The organism is Micromonospora sp. NPDC049275, assembly GCF_043197115.1.
GTDB lineage: Bacteria > Actinomycetota > Actinomycetes > Mycobacteriales > Micromonosporaceae > Micromonospora.
The window spans coordinates 370182-386220 of the sequence record NZ_JBICSN010000004.1; the positions used below are offsets into that span (position 1 = coordinate 370182).

Genomic DNA, 16039 nt, shown 5'->3' on the forward strand with positions numbered 1-16039 from the left:
GTCTGCAACCGTGCGCCGATGCTGCTCTGGGCGACATCCGTCTAGGTTTTACCGGGTGCAGACCGAAGAGCCCACGCTGACCCGCCTGCGGGTCGTGCGGTGGATGCAACTGCTGACACCACTGATGCTGGCGTGGTTCGTGTGGGCCGCCGCCACCGCCGAGCCTGGATTCGGGCTGACCGGCAGGCGGTTGATCGTCGTGCTGGCCACCGCCGTGTTCGTGGTCGGGGTGTTCGGCCGCAACTCGGCCACCGACCTGCCGATCCGACCGGCGTACGTGGTGTTCGTCGGGGCGATGCTGGTCAGCTCGGTGGCGCTGGTGGTCGTGCAGCCCGGAGGGCCTGCCTCGGTGGCGGTGCTGGTGGCGGTGCTGTGCGCCGCGACCGGGCTGATGCCCGTACGGGTGGCCGTCCCGGTGTTGATCGCGGCGTTCGTGGTGCTCGAGATGGTGGCGTCGATCACCGGGCAGGACTTCGGCTTCCTGGCCGTGCTCGCCGGGTTCGCCGTGCTGTTCGGCCTGATGTACCTGGCGTTCCGCCTGGCCGAGGCGCAGCGTGAGACGAAGCGGCTGCTCGCCGAGTTGGAGGCCGGTCAGGTGGCGCTGGCCGAGGCGGCCGGGCTGGCCGAACGCCAGCGGCTGGCCCGGGAGATGCACGATGTGCTCGCCCACTCCTTGTCGGGGTTGTCGCTGCAACTGGAGGGGGCTCGGATGCTGATCGCCGAGGATCCGAGCGACCCACGCCTGCCGGCCGTTGTCGACCGGGCCCACCACCTCGCCCGTAGCGGCCTTCAGGAGGCTCGACGGGCCATCGGCATGCTGCGCGACGACGACCTGCCCGGCCCGGACCGGCTGGCCGCGCTGGCCGAGCAGTTCACCCGCGATCAGGCCGTACCGTGCGACTTCGTGGTGTCGGGGGAGCCGCGCCCGCTGGAGTCGGAGGCGCGGCTGGCGCTCTATCGCGTGGCGCAGGAGGCGATGACCAACGTGACCAGGCACGCGTCTCCGGCGCGGGTGTCGCTGCGCCTCAGCTACGAGTCGACGGTCACCCGCCTGGTCGTCGAGGACTTCGCCGCTCGACCGCCCGTGGTCCCCGACGAGACCGACGGTTACGGGTTGACGGGGATGCGGGAGCGGGCCGAGTTGCTCGGCGGGACTCTCCGCGCGGGCGCGACCGACAAGGGGTTCCGGGTGGAGTTGGCGGTGCCGGCGTGATCCGGGTGCTCATCGCCGACGACCAGCGGGTGGTCCGCGAGGGGCTGGGCATGGTGCTTTCTCTGATGAAGGACGTCGAGGTGGTGGGCGGGGCCGCCGATGGCGCCGAGGCGGTCAGGCTGGTTCAGACCGAGCGGCCGGATGTGGTGCTCATGGACCTCCGGATGCCGCGGTGCGACGGGATCGAGGCCACCCGCCGCCTACGCGTCGAGGCGCCCGAGGTCAGGGTGGTGGTGCTCACCACCTACTCGGACGACCGCTCGGTGCTGGAGGCGTTACGGGCCGGCGCCCGTGGCTACCTGACCAAGGACGCCAGCGGTGAGCAGATCCACGAGGCGCTGCGGCAGGTGGTCGACGACCACGCCGTCATCGACCCGGCCGTCCAGCGGCACGTCGTCGACGCCATCGCGGCAGACTCGACGCCACCGCCGAGGTTCCCCGGCGGTCTCACGCCGCGTGAGGCCGAGGTGCTGTCACTGATGGCCCAGGGCCTGTCCAACGCGGAGATCGCCTCTCGCTTGACGGTGAGTGAGGCGACGGTGAAAAGCCACGTCAACCACCTGTTCGCGAAGATCGGTGCCCGTGACCGGGCGCAGGCCGTCGCCTATGCCTTCCGACACGACCTGGGCGGGTCGTGACCCCCTGACGCTGCGCTATCCGTGATCGAGAGCGGTGGCGGCTGGCTGCTCGGTTACTGTCGGGGCCGTGGATGCGGTCCCCCTGGCGTCGGGCCGAGACGCTGACGTCTTCGCCATCGACGATCGACGTGTCCTTCGTCGCTACCGCCACGGTGGAGACGTGGCCGCCGAGGCCGCGGTCATGGCGTACGTGGCGGGTCTCGGGTTCCCGGTGCCCACCGTGTTCCAGGCACGCGGGGTCGATCTCGTCATGGAACGACTGGACGGGCGCACCATGCTGTCGGCGCTTCTGGCCGGTGAGCTCGATGCCGCGGAGGCGGCCACCTGTCTGGTGGATCTGCATCGTCGACTCCACGCGTTGCCGTCCCGGCTCGGCGCGGGGGACGCCCGGGTCCTGCACCTCGACCTGCATCCGGACAACGTCATGCTGACGTCACGAGGGCCGGTCGTCATCGACTGGCGCAACTCCACCGAGGGGCCGGCGGAGCTCGACGTCGCGCTCTCCGCGGTCATCCTCGCCCAGGTGGCAGTCGGGGAGAACCATCACCTGGCGTCGCCGGCCGCAACGCTGCTGGCCGCATTCCTCGACCGCGTCGGGGGTGACCCGCTGACCGAGCTGGACCGCGCCCTGGCGATCCGGCGCGACGACCCGGCTCTCACCGGCGGTGAGCGGGAGCTGCTGGGCGCCGCTGCCGCCCTCATCGTCGGCCATCGTCGAGGCCGGGAGAAGACGTCGACCCTAGGCGTCTGACCTCCGATGGTGCGGGTACCCAGCGTTGCCCAGGGCGCGGCACGGACAGGGGTGGGACGCTCGACGCCGTCCGGTGGTCAGGAACGCTTCCGGAACGGAGCGAGGACGGCGCGGATCTGGTCGGCTGCGCCCCAGTCGTCGTCGAACTGGGCCAGCACCGCGAGGTGTTGCCGCAGCTGGACGATAGGCATGCGGGCCTGCCAGCCGCTGTCGAGCGAGGTCAGGTCCGCGTAGACCTCGAACATCCGGCGCGCCTCCGGCGGGGGCGAGGTGGACCACACGTGGGCGAGGTCGACCTCGGCCCACATGTACGACACGGCCGGGTCGATAAGCGCGGGCTGCCCGTCCGGCGTGGCCAGGATGTTCTGGACCCACAGGTCTCCGTGCGTCAGGCAGGCCGGTCGGTCCGGCAGCAGGTCGGGCAGCCGGTGACACAACCGCTCCAGCGCCTCCCGGTCGCCGGCGTCCAGTGCCGCGTCGACACGAGGTTGCTCGAGCCACCGAAGCAGCCGGTGCTGTGCGAAGAACGCGTAGCCGTCGTCGTTCCAGGTGTTGATCTGGCGGCGGCGGCCCAGCCAGTTGTCGTGGTGCCAGCCGAAGCGAGAGTGGGTCGTGCTCAGGTGCATGCGGGCGAGGACGTGTGCGAACTGCTCCCAGAAGGCCTCGCTGTGTGGCCTCGGACCCAGCATCGACAACACGAGCAGTTCCCGGTCGGCCAGGATCACCTCGGGTGTCGCCACACCGCCGAGCTCGCGCAGGGCGGCCAACCCCTGGGCCTCCGCGAGGAAGACGTCCTCGGCCGGAGCTTCGGCGAATGCCTTGACGAACACCGGCGGCGCGTCCCGGCGGGGGGCGACGCCCGCGAGCGCCGCGACCCCGCCCGTCACCGGTTCCACTGTGACGATGTCGCGCATCCTGGGCCGGAGCAGGCGCTCCAGCAGGACCGTCGTCGAGCGCATCAGGGCCGACTCCTCAGGTGCGGCGTTCACGTCGCGCGTCATCCTAGGGCCGATGACCGCCTGCCGAGGGATCGACGTCCGTTCCGGGTCCGACGACGACGTCAGGGTGTGAGGCCGGCCTGGATCGCCAGGATGGCGGCGCCCACCCGGTCGCGGCTGCCGGTCTTGGCCAGCACGTTGGTGACGTGGGTCTTGACGGTGCTCATCGAGAGGTAGAGGCGGTCGGCGATCTCGGTGTTGTTCAGCCCGGCGCCGATCAGGGCGAGCACGTCGGTCTCCCGGGGGGTCAGCTGGTGGGCCGCCAGGTCCACGCGGGTGGCCGGCCCGGCCGCGCGTACCCGGTCGAGGACGGCGCCGGTGACCTCGGCGGAGAGGACCGCCTCACCGGCGGCGACGGTGCGGACCGCGGCGACCAGGTCGGCGGCGCTGCACCGCTTGAGCAGGAATCCGCGCGCGCCGGAGGCGATGGCGTCCAGGACGTAGGCGTCGTCGTCGAAGGTGGTGACGACGATCACGGCCGGGGCGTGCGGGATCGCAGCCAGCTCGCGGGTGGCCTGCAGGCCGTCGAGGACCGGCATGCGGATGTCGACGAGGGCGACGTCGATGCGGGGGTCGCGGCGGACGGCGTCGAGGAACTGCCGGCCGTCGGCCGCCTCGGCTGCGACGTGCATGTCGGGTTGGGTCCGCAGGATGAGGCCGAAGCCGTCACGGATCAGCTGCTGGTCGTCGGCGATCGCGACCCGGATCATGGCTTCGCCACCGGCAGGTTCGCCTGCACCATGGTGCCGCCACCGGAGCGCCGGCTCAGCTCCCAGCTCCCACCCAGAGCGCGAACGCGCTCCTCGATGCCGAGCAGGCCCGAGCCGCGCGTGGGTTCGTGGGGCGGCCCGACGCCGTCGTCGCTGACCCGCAGACGGGCGCGATCGCCGACGCGGACCAGTTCGACCCAGGCGGCCGTGGCCCTCGCGTGGCGGGCGATGTTGGTGAGGGCCTCCTGGGCGATGCGGTAGGCGGCCAACACACCGACCTCGTCCAGGCCCGGCTGGGGATCCAGATGGACCCGCACCGTCACGCCCTGCTGGCGCAGCGGCTGCGCGAGCAGTTCGTCGATGTCGGACAGGCGGGGCGGCGCGCTCACCGCGATCGTGGCGAGCGGATCGCGCAGGTACACGACGAGCGTGTCGAGCTCGCTCAGTGCGGTGCGTCCGCTGTCCGCGATCGCCCGCAGCGCCGCCCCCGGGTCGGCGCTGAGCTGGCCCGCCTCCGCCTGGACCACCATTGCGGTGACGTGGTGGCCGACCACGTCGTGCAGCTCGCGGGCCAGGTTGGTGCGCTGTTCGAGCCAGGCCGCCTGGCCGCGCAGCTCGCCGGTCTCCCGGCTGAGGGCGTGGCCGCGTGACCACGAGCGCAACAGGATCGCCAGGAGGTAACCGACAGTCACGAAGACGAACGGCTGCTCGTACAGCCCGCGCCCGTTGAGCAGCGCGACGGCGAGGGCGCCGGCCGCGCCGAGCAGGCCCGCCAGCCACCCCAGCCACGGACGCCGGGCCGGGTCTTCGCAGCTGGACACGAACACGAGGCAGGTGGCCGCGAGGCCCACCTGCACCGACTCCCCGGTGCTCACGATCGCCACGAACCCGGCGCAGACCGCGAAGGCCAGGGAGCGGTAGCGGGGCCGCAGCGCCGTGGCGCCGAGGCCGACCGGCAGCACCAGCCACATCCAGCCCACCGGAACGGACAGGCCCCCCTCGGTGGTCGTGACCACGAGGGCGACGATCAACCCCGCCGCACCGTACGCCAGCCGGCGCACCCGCTCGGGGCCACGCAACCATTCCCGGATGTCGGTACTCACCTGGACAGTCTCCGCGACCAGCTCGGCGACCGGCCAGTACCCGGGTACCAGATCGGGCGGCACCCCGGTGCCGCCCCGGCGAGCGGATCGGCACTACGGCACGTTCCGTCGGGAGGCGTACCGCGCGACGCTTCCGGGGTGACTCTCGTCGACTCCCGCGCTGCCCTGAGCATCGGTCCTCTGCGTACGGTTCCCAACTACATCACCGCCGTCCGCACGGTCGCCGCGGTCACCATCGGTATCGTCGCTCTCGTCGCCGGCTCCGTGGCATTTATGGCGGTAGCGTACGGTATCTACTGGATCGGGGACATGCTCGACGGCTGGGTCGCCCGGCGGCTCGGGCAGGAGACCCGGGCGGGGGCCGTCCTCGACATCGTCAGTGATCGCGCGTGCACGTCCGTACTCTGCGTGGGCCTGATCTCCCTCGTGCCCGACGTCGCGGTCGTGGCCCTGGTATTCCTGCTGTCGTTCCTGGTCCTGGACACCATGCTGTCGCTGGCGTTCCTGTGCTGGCCGGTGCTCGGCCCCAACGACTTCCACCTGGTCGACCGCCGGGTGTGGGCGTGGAACTGGTCGCCGGTGGCCAAGGCCGCCAACACCGCCGGGGTCATCGGCGCGATCGCGTTCGGGCAGTACCGGCTCGCGCTGGCGGTCGCCGTCGCCGTCGTCGGGGTCAAGCTGTGGTCGGTCGCGGCGGTCGCCCGGCTGCTCGACCGGGACGGCCGCGCGTGAGCAGCCTCGCCGAAGCGGTGGCGGGCCTCGGATACGGTCTCGCGTCGGCCCTCGTCCCGGTCGTCAACGCCGAGGCCTACGCCGTTGTCGTCGGGCAACGTGACGGCCACGTTGTCGTCGCCGTGCTCGCGCTGGCGCTCGGCCAGACCGCCGGCAAACTGCTCCTGTTCGAATCCGCCCGCCGCGGAACGGGACGGCTGGCCCAGAAGTTCAGGAGACGGAGCGGGTCAGGTCGTACGGCAGCCCGGACCGCCCGCTGGACCGGGCCGATCCGCCGCTGGCTCTCCCGCCGCCGCACCGCCCTTCCGACCGTGCTGGTCTCCGCCGCGGTCGGTGTTCCACCGCTGGCCGTGGTCAGCTTCGCCGCCGGCACCGCGGGCCTCCGACACTGGGAGTTCGCCGTCACCTGCCTGGTCGGGCGGGTGATCCGTTTCGCACTCCTCGTCCTGCCGGCAGCCCTGTTCTGAGTCCGTGTCCGGCCAGCCGGCGAAGTGCTGCCCGGACTGCCCCGCCCGAGAGCCACCCGACCCGACCTGGCGGATCTGGAGTGGGCCACGACGGCCCAGCGCCCACGCGGCGAGCGCGAGGCAGCAGAGACCCATCCCCGTGTACGTGACCGCCGTCCAGCCGCCCGCAGCCCAGAGGGTGGTGGCGGCGGCGGAGCCGGCGGCGGCGCCGATGAAGTTGCTTGTCGCCAGTGCCGTGTTGAGCCGGCTACGGGCCTCGTGGGAGAGGGCGAACAGCCGCGCCCGGTTGAGGAGGGCCTGCGTCTGGAGAGCGACGTCGATCATGATGATGGCGATGACGAGCAGTACGACGGACCGGCCGGCGAACGCGGCGACGGCGAACGCGGCGAGGGCCAGTGTCCAGGCCACACCTGTCGCAGGGAGCGACCACCCGCGGTCGTGCAGACGACCGCCGCGCAGGCCGGAGAGGACACCCGCGAGGCCGGCCAGCCCGAACATCCCGATCACCGCCACCGGGTAGTGGAACGGCGGGCCGCTGAGCAGGAACGTCAGCGCCGTCCAGAACAGCGAGAACGTGGCGAACCCGGTTGCCGCCAGAACCAGTGTCCAGCGGGCCGTCCGCTCGCGCCGAACCACCGCACCGACCGAGGCGATGAGCTGGAGGTACGGCATGCGGGCGCGCGGTGCCAGCGGTGGAATCGCGCGGTGGAGCAGGGCCGCGAGCAGAACCGCGACGACCGCCGCGAGGGCGAAGGTCGTACGCCACCCGGCGAGGCCGGCGACGGACCCGCTGATCGTGCGGGAGGCCAGGATGCCGGTGAGGGTCCCGGACCCGACGACGCCGACGATCCGACCGCGGTGGGCGTCGCTGGCCAGGTCCCCGGCGAGCGGCGTGAGGACCTGCCCGGAAATCGTCGTGACGCCGAGGACGGTCAGTGCGAGCAGGAGTACGCCGAACGACGGCGCCAGCGCGCACAGCAGCAGCGCGGCGGCCGAGGCCACCAGCATCGCCGGCACGAACCGGCGGCGGTCCAGGACGTCGCCGAGCGGCACGAGCAGCAGCACGCCGACGGCGTACCCGATCTGCGTCGCGGTGACGAGCCAGCCGGCCGTCGCGGTCGCGGCGCCCAGGTCGCCCGCGATGAAGCTGAGCAGCGGCTGCGCCCAGTACAGGTTGGCGATCGCCGCTCCCGCCGCCACCGCGAGCAGGAAGGTCAGCCCGCGCGTCATCCCGGACGGCGGTGGCGTGCGGGAAACCGCCATCCCGCCAGGCTAGTGGGTCACGGCTTGCGGCGGAGTTCGCGCAGTACACCGTGCCGGCGCGCGGCCCACGCGAGGCGCCGGACGCTCGGGTGCCACACGAGCAGCGCCGCCGCACGACGGATCAGGCCGAACCGGTTGTCGCTTACCTGATTCTCCATCGCCTGCCAGATCAGCTCGCGCACCTTGGCGCTGTCCAGAGCGGCCCGTGCCTCACGCCGTACCGCAGGATCTTCGGCCGCCGAGGCGACGGCGGCGGCCAGGCCCGGTCGGTCCGCGAGCGGCTCCACCGCCGCCGCGACGAGCGGCCGGCGTACCTCGTCCTGCTCCAACAGCAGCAGCACCGCCTCCCGGATCTCGATCGTCTCCAGGCCGGACCGCAGCAGGCTCAGCAGGCTGCGCTCGACCTCGCCGTCGTGATCCGGGACGGACAGCGCTGCCAGCAGCACGGACACCTCGTCGAGATCGATGAGATGTCGCACCCCGCTGCGGAACTCCGGCAGCCCCCACGCGACCTGCAGAGCCTTGACGACATTGCGGTTCATGGGCCATCCGCTACCCGGATGTGGCAGTCGGCGAAACTCCGGCGGCCGGCCGGGCACGACGGGCCGCTCGGGACCGCCGTCGGTAGACTGCGCCGGGTGATCGTGCGGAAGGGCGGCGTCGCGGACGCGGCGGCGCTCGCGGAACTACGCGGCATCGACGGACACAAGCTCGGGGCGTACGCGGACTGGGTGGCCGCCCACGCGGCCACGCACCTGCCGTTCGTCGCCGAACTGGACGGGCGTGTGGTCGGGGCCGCCTGGCTCCTCCTCGCGCAACGGGTGCCCAGCAACGAGTCGCTGGACCGGTGGTACGGCGACGTCCAGTCCGTCGAGGTCCGCGAGGAGTACCGCAATCGCGGCGTCGGCAGCGCGCTGATGGCCGCGATACTGGCCGAGGCCCGGACGCGGGGACTGCTGCACGTCACCGTCCACTCCAGCCGGCGCGCTGTCGACTTCTACAGGCGCAACGGCTTCACCCACCACCGTCAGCTCCTGCTGGGGGAGCCGGACGCCTCCTGATCGTCCGGCATCGGGACGGACGACGGGTCAGCCGGTGCCCGGGGCCGTCGGGGCACTATCGTTTCGGGGTGCACATCCGTTTTGACGTCCCCGCCGATCCCGCCTACCCGGGTCGCGTGGCGGCCACGCTCGGCGGCGTTCGGCTGCGCAGGTACAGCTATGTCGGCGCGGTGCTGGCGGTGGCGGGAGCGGTCGGTCTGGCCGTCTCGCGGGGGCTCGGGTGGAGCGAGCGGACGTCGCCGCTGTGGATGGCGATGCTCGTGGGTGGCGTGCTGTCGATGCTGTACCTGCCGTGGGTGCGGTGGCGCGCGCGACGCCGGTCCAGTGGCTACGCGGTCGAGGGCGGCTACGACATCACCGACGACAACATCATGATGCGCAGCGGCTCGGAGTCCGGTGGCATCGCGTGGGACGGCGTCGCCCGGGTGCAGGACACCCCGGAGTTCTGGATCGTGTACGTCGGCCGGATGCCGGCGACCGTGATCCCACGGTGGTTGATGTCCGCCGAGGACGCCGAGGCGTTGCGGGCCTTCATGGCCGACCGTGGGCTGCTCGCGCCGCGCTGACCCGACGTCTCAGGACCGGTTCCGTGGTTGGGCGAGGAAGCGCAGGTACTCCACCCGGTCGAACGGGTTGCCGTCGGTGCGCGGCCGGCGCGGCGGATCGCCGGTCACGAGACGATCGCCGCCGGGCACCGACGACCACAGCCCTTCCCCGCCGGACAGGTCCGGCAGTAACCGCTGCGCCTGGGGTTCGAGCCGCGCCGGCAGCACCCCGCCGACGCGCCAGCCGGCCGCTGTGTCGTCGGTGCCGTCGATGCGGGCGCCGAGGCGGCTCAGGAACGACGTGACCGGGCCGAGCCGGTCGGCCGGCACCTCCGCCTCGAACCGGCGGCACGGCTCGAAGACCCGGGTGCCGGCCTCGGCGAGCGCCTGCATGAGGACGTACGGGGCCAGGTCCCGGAAGTGCCCGGCCGTGGTGATCGGCGACCAGTAGCCGCTGTGGGTGAGGGTGACCCGGATGTCGGTGACCGGCCAGCCGTACCGGCCCTGGTCGAGGGCCGCCCGGGTGGCCACCTCGATGGCCTTGTGGAACGCCAGCGGCAGCGAGCCGAGTTCGACCTCCAGCCGGTAGTCCACGCCCGATCCGGGCTCGACCCGGAAACCGACGGTCCCGAAGAAGCCGTGCCCGATGATCTCCACGGCGGTACCGGTGCCGGTGGGTCGCTCGGCGTGCATGAGCCGGGCCGGCCCGAACTCCGCCTCGACCCCGTACGTCTCGGCCAGCGTCGCCGCCAGCACCTCGCGCTGCACCTCGCCGTAGAGCAGCACGCTCGTGCCGCCGTCCGGGGCCACCCGGGTCCGGAGGAACGGGTCGGTGTCCGCGATGTCCAGCAGCGCGGCGTGCAGCGCCAGCGTCCGGGCCGGGTCGCGGGGTCGCACCACCGCCTCCACTGTCGGCGCCGGAAAGTACGACCGTCCGTCGAGACCGGCCGGGCTGCCGAGCTGGTCACCGAGGCGTACCCCGGTGAGGCCGGCGACCCGGGCGATGTGGCCGGCGGACAGCGCCGTCGGCCCGCCCTGCCGCCCGGTCGGCTCGGTCCGGTCGGTGGTCGCGTCGACCACGTCGAGGCGGGTGATCCGGGCGCGCGTGGCGGTCGTCCGGCCGTCCGACTCCCGGCGGTACGCGACGATCCGCTGCCGCGCCCGGAGCTGCCCGCCGTACGACCGCAGGTACGCCACCCGCTCACCGGAGGCATCGCGAACGATTGCGAAGACCCGGGCCCGCGGCTCGGGTTCGGCCGGCGGCGACGCCGGGAGCAGAGTCGCGATGGTGTCCAGCAGTTCGGGTACGCCGGCCCCGGACAGCGCCGAGCCGAACAGCAGCGGGTGGACCTGCCCGGCCGCGACCTGCGTCCGGAGCGCCTCGTCGATCCGGTCCGGGTCGGGTGGCAGGTCGTCGACCAGGGTGGCCAGCAGGTGGTCGTCGTGCTCGGCGAGGGCCTCGGCGAGTCGGTGGGCGGCGCTGGGGTCGTACCGCGGATGGTGGAGCCGGAAGGCGGCCGCGGCGGTGCCGGGCGCGCGGACCGTGCCCAGCGGGACGACGGCCGGGGTGAGCAGCCGGCGCACGTCCGCGACCAGGTCGTCGGTGCGCGCGCCCATCCGGTCGATCTTGTTGACGAAGATCAGCGTGGGCAGTCCGAGCGACCGGAGGATCCGCATGATCCGCCGGCTGTGCGGCTGGACGCCCTCGACGGCCGACAGCACCAGGACGGCCGCGTCGAGCACCCCGAGCGCGCGTTCGACCTCGGCCACGAAGTCGCTGTGCCCGGGGGTGTCGAGCAGGTTGAACTGGCGGTCGCGGACGGCGAACGCGGTGACGGCGCTGCGGATGGTGATGCCCCGGCGGCGCTCGATCTCGCCGGTGTCGGTCCGGGTGGTGCCCGCGTCGACGCTGCCGAGCCGGTCGATGACGCCGGTGTCGTAGAGCAGGCGTTCGGTGAGGCTGGTCTTACCGGCGTCGACGTGGGCGACGATGCCAAGGTTGACGGTCTGCATGGGCTGTCGGGTCCTCGAAAGCTCGCGTCCGGATGGGCGGGAAGGTTTCGAGTCCTCGCATTGCCGTGCTCCCGTCGGTCGGTTCGAGCCCGTCCTGACGGCGGGCCGGATGAACCCGGGCAGCCGGGTCCGTCTGGGGGCCAGGCTGGCACGGCCGGTGCCGGCCGGGCCACCGAATAACGCGCGGGCGGCGTGCTGCCACCCGAACGTGTGACGCTTGATTCGATAGGGATATGTCAATAGATTGAGGACGGGCGCCGCCGCGGTCCGGGCAACCGGGCCGTCGGCGACTGACAGGTCCATCCCGAGCCGGGCACCTTGGTCGTACGCATCGACCAGCCGCTGTGGCGCATCGCCGCGCCGCACCCGGGCGCGTTGCCGCGCCGCGTCCGTCCTGGACGCGCGCTGCCGCGCCGATTCCTCCAGCTCGATGGCAGAAGGACTTTTCATGACGATTCTCCGCGCCCGCCCCGCCCCGACCCTGGCGGTCGTCGCCGCGCTGGCCGCCGCCGTGACCGCGACCGGCACGGCAGTGCTCGTCGTTCCCGCGGCGGCCGCCCAGGGCTGCCGGGTCGACTACACACCCAACCAGTGGCCCGGCGGCTTCACCGCCGCCGTCAAGGTCACCCCCGGCGACAGCGCCGTCTCCAGTTGGACCGTCACCTGGACGTACGCCGGGGACGAGCGCGTCACGAGCGGCTGGAACGCCACGGTCAGCCAGTCCGGGTCGACGGTGACCGCCCGCAGCATGTCGTACAACGGCAGCATCCCGGCCGGCGGTTCCACCGAGTTCGGCGTGCAGGGCACGTACGGCGCCAGTGGCGGCACGCCCACCGGGTTCACCCTGAACGGGGTGCCGTGCAACGGCGTCGGGCCGACCCCGACGGGCGTGCCCACCACGTCGGTGCCGACCACGGCCCCACCGACCACGGCCCCACCGACCACGGCCCCACCGACCACGGCCCCGCCGACCACCCCGCCGCCGACGACGCCTCCGCCCACCACGCCTCCGCCCACCACCCCGTCGCCCACCACGCCTCCGCCGACGACGCCTCCGCCCACCACCCCGCCGCCTGTCGGGTGCGCCGGGGCCGTGCTCTGCGACGGCTTCGAGAACCAGACCGGCTCGACACCGTCGGGGGACTGGACCGTGGTGAACCCGGACTGTTCCGGCGCCGGCACGGCCACCATCGACACGGCCACCACGCACAGCGGCAGCCGGGCGGTCCGGATCAACGGCGCCGCCGGATACTGCAACCACGTCTTCATCAGGTCCACCAGGAACCTCGGCAGCCTGGGCAGTGTGCGGTACGCCCGTATCTGGGTGCGGCACACCACCGCCCAGCCCACCGACCACACCACGATGCTGGCGATGACCGACGCCGCCGACGGCAACAAGGATCTGCGGATGGGCGGCCAGAACGGCTCCCTGCAGTGGAACCGCGCCTCCGACGACGCGACCCTGCCCGAGCAGAGCCCGGCCGGGGTGGCACAGAGCGTGCCGCTCCCCACCAACAGGTGGACCTGCCTGGAGTTCATGGTCGACGGTTCGGCGGGTCAGCTCCGTACCTGGCTGGACGGCACCGCCATCACCGGGCTGACCGCGGACGGTGTACCGACGCACGACATCGACGGCCAGTGGTACAACCGCACCTGGCGACCGCAGCTCACCGACCTCAAGCTGGGCTGGGAGAGCTACGGCAACGGAGCCGACACCCTCTGGTACGACGACGTCGCGGTCGGGGCCAGCCGGATCGGCTGCTGACCCTCCGCGAACGGGCGCTCCGATAGCTCTGGTCAGGGGTGTGACACGCCGACGTGGCACACCCCTGACCACCTCCGACCTCCACCGGTCCCGGTCGCCCGGCGGATCGGGACGTCCCACCGGCCGAGGTTTGTGTCAGGGCCCAGCGATAGCCTGCTGCCATGGCGAGCGCCGAGCTGGAAGAGTTGGTCGTCGCGGACGCCGACGCGCTGCGCGCGTGGTTGTCGGAGAACCACGCCACGTCGCCGGGCGTCTGGCTCGCCCTGACCAAAAAGGGCGGCACGGTTACGACGCTCACCTGGCAGCACGCGGTCGACGAGGGGCTGTGTTTCGGCTGGATCGACGGGCAGGCCCGCAAGCGGGACGACCAGACCTCCTGGATCCGGTTCACCCCACGCCGACCCCGCAGTGCCTGGTCGCAGCGCAACGTCGCCCACGTGGCCCGGCTGGAGGCGCAGGGACGGATGCTGCCACCGGGCCGCGCCGCGGTGGAGGCCGCCCAGGCCGACGGGCGGTGGGCTGCCGCGTACGCCCCGCCGTCGGAAGCCGAGGTGCCGGCCGATCTGCTCGCCGCCATCGCCGCCGACCCGGCCGCCCAGGCCATGTTCGACGTGCTCACCAAGACCAACCGGTTCGCGCTGATCCACCGCCTCAACGCCGTCAAACGCGCGGAGACCCGCGAGCGGAAGATCGGCGAGTTCGTCGCCATGCTGGCGCGTCACGAGACCCCCTATCCGCAGAAGGCCAGGCCGCCGAGCCCGCCGCCCGTGTGACGGGGCACCGGAACCGTCAACTGGCTGTCCACTGCGACAGGTGATCCTTGTCGGATCCGCGCCGCCCGCACCGAAGGTCAGGGGAATGTCCAGCCTCGCACTTGTCGTCGTGGTGGGTATCGCCATCCTGGTCGGTACGGGCACCGCCCGTCGGCTCCGGATCGCCCCACCGGTACTGCTGCTGATCGCCGGCGTCCTCCTCGGGTTCGTGCCCGCGCTGCGCGTGGTGCACCTGCCGCCCGAGGCCGTCCTCCTGGTGTTCCTACCGGTGCTGCTCTACTGGGAGGCGTTCTCCTCCTCGTTGCGCGAGATCCGGCGCAACCTCCGGGTCATCGTGCTGCTGAGCACCTTCCTCGTGGTCGCGACGGCGGCCGGTGTGGCGGCGGCCGCGCACGCGCTCGGGCTGGCCTGGGGGCCGGCGTGGGTGCTGGGCGCCGCCGTCGCTCCCACCGACGCGACGGCGGTGGGCGTCCTCGGTCGGATGCTGCCGCGGCGCATCGCGACCACCCTGCGCACGGAGAGCCTGGTCAACGACGGAACGGCGCTGGTGATCTACACACTGGCGGTCGGGATCACCCTGGGCGAGGAACACCTGAGCGCGGGTCGGGTCGCCGGGCTGTTCGCGCTCTCGTACCTCGGTGGCATCGCGTGCGGCGCGGCTGTCACGTTCCTCGTCCTGCAACTCCGTCGGCGGCTGACCGACCCGTTCCAGCACGACCTCCTCGCGCTGCTGACGCCCCTGACCGCCTACCTGATCGCCGAGGCGGCCGAGGTGTCCGGCGTCCTCGCGGCCGTGGTCAGCGGACTGTGGGTGGGTCGCGTCTCGCCGCGCCTGTTCCCCGGCAACGCCCGCCGGTACGTCCAGACCGTCATGGACTTCCTGACCACGCTGGCGAACGCCGCGCTGTTCGTCCTGGTGGGGCTGGAGGCGCAGTCGGCCGTCCGTGGGTTGGACAGCACCGGGCTGGCACACGGCACGCTTGTGGCGGTCGTGGTCTGCGCGGTCATCGTCGCGGTGCGGTTCGGCTGGCTGTTCACCAGCCCGTACGTGATCCGGGCGATCGACCGCCGGCCGCAGCAGCGCGAACGACGACTGAGCGGACGGCCGAGGGCACTCATGGCGGCGGCCGGTTTCCGGGGCGCGGTGTCGATGGCGGCGGCGCTGGCCGTGCCGCACACCCTTCCGTCCGGGGCGGAGTTCCCGGACCGCGACCTCATCGTCTTCGTCACGGCCATCGTGATCGCGGTGACCCTGCTGCTCCAGGCGCCGCTGATGCCCCGGGTCACGAGGTGGGCCGGCCTGGGCGCGGACGGGGAGGCCGAGCGGGAGCGCCGGCAGGCCGAGATCACATCGATGGACCGGGCGCTGGCGTCCCTGCCGACGATGGCCGCCGACCTGGGCACGAGCGGTGCCGTGCACGAACAGTTGCGCACGGAGTACGACCGTCGCCTGCGCGTGCTGCGCGACAGCGACGCCACCTCCGGGCCGGACGAGGCCGCGGCCGACTACGAGCAGCAGTACGCCGATCTCCACCTGGCGGTCATCGACCACCGCCACGACACGGTCGTCCGGATGCGCGACGAGGGTGAGATCGACGACGAGGTGCTCCGCCGCGTCCAGGACGGCCTCGACCTCGAAGAGGTCCACATGGCCCAGCGCCGCGACAACGACACCCGCTGACCGTCGGCCGGCGGACCGCCCTTCAGTCGGAGCCGTCCACGCGGGCGGCGATGTCACGCAGGGCGGCGACATGGGCGCTCAGGGCAGCCCGACCGGCGGTGGAGAGGTTGATCCAGGTCCGTGGGCGCTTGCCCACGTAGCCCTTGCGGACCTCGACGTACCCGCCGTCGCTCAACGTCGAGATCCGCTTGGACAGGGCGGAGTCGCTGAGCTCCACGGCGTCGCGGACGAACGCGAACTCGGCCCACTCGCTCCCCGCCAGCAGCGCCAGTATCGCCAGCCGGGTGGGATCGAGCAGGGCCGGGTCCAGCTTCGGGTCGGCCACG

17 protein-coding genes are annotated in these 16039 nt (G+C 72.5%); 10 read left to right on the forward strand and 7 right to left on the reverse strand.

Going from position 1 to position 16039, the window contains the following annotated elements:
* Positions 1–55: 55 nt before the first annotated feature.
* The 3 genes from ACGFIE_RS16560 (at position 56) to ACGFIE_RS16570 (ending at position 2602) form a co-directional block, all read left to right on the forward strand.
* The gene (locus tag ACGFIE_RS16560) at positions 56–1213 is read left to right on the forward strand and encodes a sensor histidine kinase (RefSeq protein ID WP_393295279.1); all 1158 of its coding nucleotides are present in this window, start codon (positions 56–58) and stop codon (positions 1211–1213) included.
* Positions 1210–1851, forward strand: coding sequence for a response regulator (locus ACGFIE_RS16565; protein WP_393295282.1), 642 nt, complete (start codon positions 1210–1212; stop codon positions 1849–1851). The genes ACGFIE_RS16560 and ACGFIE_RS16565 overlap by 4 nt, the downstream gene beginning before the upstream one ends.
* 67 nt (positions 1852–1918) lie before the next feature.
* Positions 1919–2602, forward strand: coding sequence for a phosphotransferase (locus ACGFIE_RS16570; protein ID WP_393295285.1), 684 nt, complete (start codon positions 1919–1921; stop codon positions 2600–2602).
* Between the two features lie 77 nt (positions 2603–2679).
* Here the strand turns inward: ACGFIE_RS16570 and ACGFIE_RS16575 are convergent, their stop codons facing one another.
* From ACGFIE_RS16575 to ACGFIE_RS16585, 3 genes are all read right to left on the reverse strand, one after another.
* On the reverse strand, positions 2680–3591 hold the full coding sequence (locus ACGFIE_RS16575; RefSeq protein WP_393295288.1) for a fructosamine kinase family protein: 912 nt from the start codon (positions 3589–3591) through the stop codon (positions 2680–2682).
* A gap of 71 nt (positions 3592–3662) precedes the next feature.
* Complete coding sequence (locus tag ACGFIE_RS16580; RefSeq protein WP_393295291.1) at positions 3663–4310, reverse strand: response regulator; 648 nt, start codon at positions 4308–4310, stop codon at positions 3663–3665.
* Entirely contained in the window at positions 4307–5413 is a 1107-nt protein-coding gene (locus tag ACGFIE_RS16585; protein ID WP_393295294.1) for a sensor histidine kinase, read from the reverse strand. Before ACGFIE_RS16585 ends, ACGFIE_RS16580 begins: the two co-directional genes overlap by 4 nt.
* Between ACGFIE_RS16585 and ACGFIE_RS16590 the strand changes: the two genes are divergently transcribed.
* Both ACGFIE_RS16590 and ACGFIE_RS16595 read left to right on the forward strand, forming a co-directional pair.
* Positions 5400–5555, forward strand: a complete 156-nt coding sequence (locus tag ACGFIE_RS16590; protein WP_393295297.1) for a hypothetical protein — start codon at positions 5400–5402, stop codon at positions 5553–5555. The two genes, ACGFIE_RS16585 and ACGFIE_RS16590, sit on opposite strands and share 14 nt — an antisense overlap.
* Positions 5552–6145, forward strand: coding sequence for a CDP-alcohol phosphatidyltransferase family protein (locus ACGFIE_RS16595; RefSeq protein WP_393295300.1), 594 nt, complete (start codon positions 5552–5554; stop codon positions 6143–6145). Before ACGFIE_RS16590 ends, ACGFIE_RS16595 begins: the two co-directional genes overlap by 4 nt.
* A 227-nt stretch (positions 6146–6372) precedes the next feature.
* Here ACGFIE_RS16595 and ACGFIE_RS16600 read toward each other — a convergent pair whose 3' ends face one another.
* Positions 6373–7875, reverse strand: a complete 1503-nt coding sequence (locus tag ACGFIE_RS16600; RefSeq protein WP_393295303.1) for an MFS transporter — start codon at positions 7873–7875, stop codon at positions 6373–6375.
* Between the two features lie 17 nt (positions 7876–7892).
* A complete protein-coding gene (locus ACGFIE_RS16605; protein ID WP_363682659.1) occupies positions 7893–8417 on the reverse strand; it encodes a hypothetical protein in 525 nt (174 codons plus the stop codon).
* A gap of 96 nt (positions 8418–8513) precedes the next feature.
* Between ACGFIE_RS16605 and ACGFIE_RS16610 the strand changes: the two genes are divergently transcribed.
* Together ACGFIE_RS16610 and ACGFIE_RS16615 are read left to right on the forward strand one after the other, a co-directional pair.
* Entirely contained in the window at positions 8514–8936 is a 423-nt protein-coding gene (locus tag ACGFIE_RS16610; RefSeq protein WP_393295306.1) for a GNAT family N-acetyltransferase, read from the forward strand.
* 68 nt (positions 8937–9004) lie between these two features.
* On the forward strand, positions 9005–9502 hold the full coding sequence (locus ACGFIE_RS16615) for a YcxB family protein (protein ID WP_393295309.1): 498 nt from the start codon (positions 9005–9007) through the stop codon (positions 9500–9502).
* 9 nt (positions 9503–9511) lie between these two features.
* On the opposite strand, the gene ACGFIE_RS16620 is transcribed toward ACGFIE_RS16615, so the two are convergent.
* The gene (locus tag ACGFIE_RS16620) at positions 9512–11494 is read right to left on the reverse strand and encodes a GTP-binding protein (RefSeq protein ID WP_393295312.1); all 1983 of its coding nucleotides are present in this window, start codon (positions 11492–11494) and stop codon (positions 9512–9514) included.
* Between the two features lie 448 nt (positions 11495–11942).
* Here ACGFIE_RS16620 and ACGFIE_RS16625 point away from each other — a divergent pair, with 448 nt between their 5' ends.
* From ACGFIE_RS16625 to ACGFIE_RS16635, 3 genes are all read left to right on the forward strand, one after another.
* On the forward strand, positions 11943–13259 hold the full coding sequence (locus ACGFIE_RS16625; protein WP_393295315.1) for a cellulose-binding domain-containing protein: 1317 nt from the start codon (positions 11943–11945) through the stop codon (positions 13257–13259).
* Positions 13260–13420: 161 nt separating this feature from the next.
* Positions 13421–14032, forward strand: coding sequence for a YdeI family protein (locus ACGFIE_RS16630; RefSeq protein ID WP_393295318.1), 612 nt, complete (start codon positions 13421–13423; stop codon positions 14030–14032).
* Positions 14033–14117: 85 nt separating this feature from the next.
* On the forward strand, positions 14118–15713 hold the full coding sequence (locus ACGFIE_RS16635; protein WP_393295321.1) for a Na+/H+ antiporter: 1596 nt from the start codon (positions 14118–14120) through the stop codon (positions 15711–15713).
* A 22-nt stretch (positions 15714–15735) separates the two neighbouring features.
* On the opposite strand, the gene ACGFIE_RS16640 is transcribed toward ACGFIE_RS16635, so the two are convergent.
* Entirely contained in the window at positions 15736–16038 is a 303-nt protein-coding gene (locus ACGFIE_RS16640; protein ID WP_363682675.1) for a transcriptional regulator, read from the reverse strand.
* Between the last annotated feature and the right edge of the window lies 1 nt (position 16039).